Here is a 2,036-nt window from a genome sequence, read left to right on the forward strand (position 1 = left end):
CCCGCTGAACTCTCTCGGCCACCTTCGGCATGCCGATCGCCCTGACCGAGGAGGGCGGGCGCTACGCCGCGCGGGCTACGCACGGCGACTGAGATCCGGATTCTTCCGAGCGGCCTCAGGCTGGTATGATCGACCCTTGGTGCATGCGCGCCCGCGCCCGCATCACAGACTTCCCTCGCCCTGGCAAAATCCAGGGCACCACGTTAGGAACCCCATGAAGACTGACATCCACCCCGAGTACCAGGCGGTCGTGTTCCGCGACCTCGGCTCCGGCGAGACCTTCCTGACCCGTTCGACGGTCACGAGCGACAAGACGATCGAGCTCGACGGTGAGACCTACCCGGTCATCGACGTCGAAATCTCCTCGGCCTCGCACCCGTTCTACACGGGCAAGCAGCGCATCATGGACTCGGCCGGTCGCGTCGAGAAGTTCAACCAGCGCTTCAAGAACTTTGGGGCACGCTAAAGGCGTCACGCAAGTTCAAGAGCCCTCCGATCCGAATGGGTCGGGGGGCTCTTTGCATGTTCAGGCGAGTTGCGTAGGACCCTTTGCGCAAGTGTTTTTACCCTCTCATCTGGAGTTTGCTCGCCGAAGTTACATGTGATTGGCTCCTTCTCGAGGGCATCATGCAGATGCCGAAGGGGGAATCATGATGAGTGCGATTAACGCCCTGGCGGAGCGCGTGAGGGCGGATCACTTCACGGTCGAGGCCGTCGCATGGGAGTGGGCTGCGAAGCTGCGTATGGCTGCGGAGCGGTGTGCGTCGATTGAGGCCGCCGTTCTCGCCGACACGGTCGAGCGAACGATCGCTGCGGAAGGTGCCGACGGCCTCGTCGACATCGCGATTGCCGGGCCGATGTGCGGCGGGATCGGGTGCAACGACGTCCGCGCGCTCGTGCGCCTTGTCGACGAGAGGCTCGCCGGGCACGCTCTGGCGGCTTGAAACGGCCCGGGACGAAGTCAAAGTCGCCCCGGGCCGCGACGTCCAGCCTGCGGCCCTCAGACTCGGTCTAGGGGCCTCTGTCGTACGTGTCAGAGGTAGAGCGACAAGATGCTCGCTGCGGCACCAGCAATGAGGCCGGCGCCGACGAGAGCTATGTCCCAGATGAGGTCGTTGCGGATCGCGAGCGGCACTCCGACGCGGTCGCCCCACGCTTCGTCGACCTCGTCCCACGTATACCCCGGTGACTCGCGCTCTACACTGACCCGTCGAGCCTCACGGAGGTCTCGCTGTGCGCGCCAGAGGAGCCGCCCGAAGCCGATGATCGGAAGTACAGCAGATAGCGCGTAGAGGATGACAAGGACGGCCATCGGGTCTCCTAGTTATTTTCGGCGAGGCGGCGCAAGATGTTCGCGAGCTGGATGACGGCGTCGGCGGCGATACCTGCGCGAACGCGCGTTCCATCGGAGTTGTGCTTGACCGCCTGTGCAAACTCGATGGTCTTCTTGACGAGGGCGCGAATCTCGGCATTGCCGGGGCCAGGGAGGGCGTCGTCGGCGTAGCGTTCGAGGCGGTTCTTAGTGCTCGCTACCGGCGGCTCCGTCTCGCCGGGGCGGAGATGCCGCGCGGGGTCGTAGACGGTGGCACTGAGCGCCTCGAGGACCGCGACGCAATCGTTGCCGATGTTTCGGTAGTCCTGGACAGTCTGCGCCGAGTGGAAGTGGCGGCGAAGCTCCTTGACCTCTTCGTCGACGGCTGGCCATCCCATGTTCTCCGCCGGGGTCACGGGGCTCGCGAGCTCGCCCGAGAGCGCGTCGTCCTCGAGCACCTCTAGGCGCTGTTGCAGCGGTTCGAAGAAGCGGGTGACCATTTCGCGACGAGCGGCCCAGCTTCCGTAGCCCTCGTTCTGCGTCCAGTACGTGCGGAACGTCGCGAAGTCAGAGAAGGGCGGGTCATACTCGGCGATGCTGAGGCGGCGTGTGAGCGCGGTGAGCGTGCGGAGAATCTCACGTGAGCCGACGTCGGTGACCGTTTGGCTCGAGTCGGTCCCGTAGGCGTGAACTCGGACTCTAGAGGATCCCCGGGACCGAGCTC

The 2,036-nt window shown here is 64.9% G+C and carries 4 protein-coding genes; 2 read left to right on the forward strand and 2 right to left on the reverse strand.

Annotation, left to right across the window (positions count from 1 at the left end; all coding sequences use genetic code 11):
• The first annotated feature begins 214 nt into the window (after positions 1-214).
• Together I5I_RS12435 and I5I_RS12440 are read left to right on the forward strand one after the other, a co-directional pair.
• A complete protein-coding gene (locus I5I_RS12435) occupies positions 215-466 on the forward strand; it encodes a type B 50S ribosomal protein L31 (RefSeq protein ID WP_036320134.1) in 252 nt (83 codons plus the stop codon).
• A 184-nt stretch (positions 467-650) separates the two neighbouring features.
• A complete protein-coding gene (locus I5I_RS12440) occupies positions 651-944 on the forward strand; it encodes a hypothetical protein (RefSeq protein ID WP_036320137.1) in 294 nt (97 codons plus the stop codon).
• An 89-nt stretch (positions 945-1,033) separates the two neighbouring features.
• On the opposite strand, the gene I5I_RS12445 is transcribed toward I5I_RS12440, so the two are convergent.
• Together I5I_RS12445 and I5I_RS17180 are read right to left on the reverse strand one after the other, a co-directional pair.
• Complete coding sequence (locus I5I_RS12445) at positions 1,034-1,312, reverse strand: hypothetical protein (RefSeq protein ID WP_036320140.1); 279 nt, start codon at positions 1,310-1,312, stop codon at positions 1,034-1,036.
• 8 nt (positions 1,313-1,320) lie between these two features.
• A partial coding sequence (locus tag I5I_RS17180; RefSeq protein ID WP_187289952.1) for a hypothetical protein occupies positions 1,321-2,036 on the reverse strand: 716 nt, incomplete at its 5' end.

The organism is Microbacterium sp. B24 (assembly GCF_000333415.1).
Classification (GTDB): Bacteria; Actinomycetota; Actinomycetes; order Actinomycetales; family Microbacteriaceae; genus Microbacterium.

Coding starts and splice junctions, on each gene's coding strand:
- I5I_RS12435 (WP_036320134.1), top strand. CDS start 215: ATGAAGACTGACATCCACCCCGAGTACCAGGCGGTCGTGTTCCGCGAC.
- I5I_RS12440 (WP_036320137.1), top strand. CDS start 651: ATGATGAGTGCGATTAACGCCCTGGCGGAGCGCGTGAGGGCGGATCAC.
- I5I_RS12445 (WP_036320140.1), bottom strand. CDS start 1,312: ATGGCCGTCCTTGTCATCCTCTACGCGCTATCTGCTGTACTTCCGATC.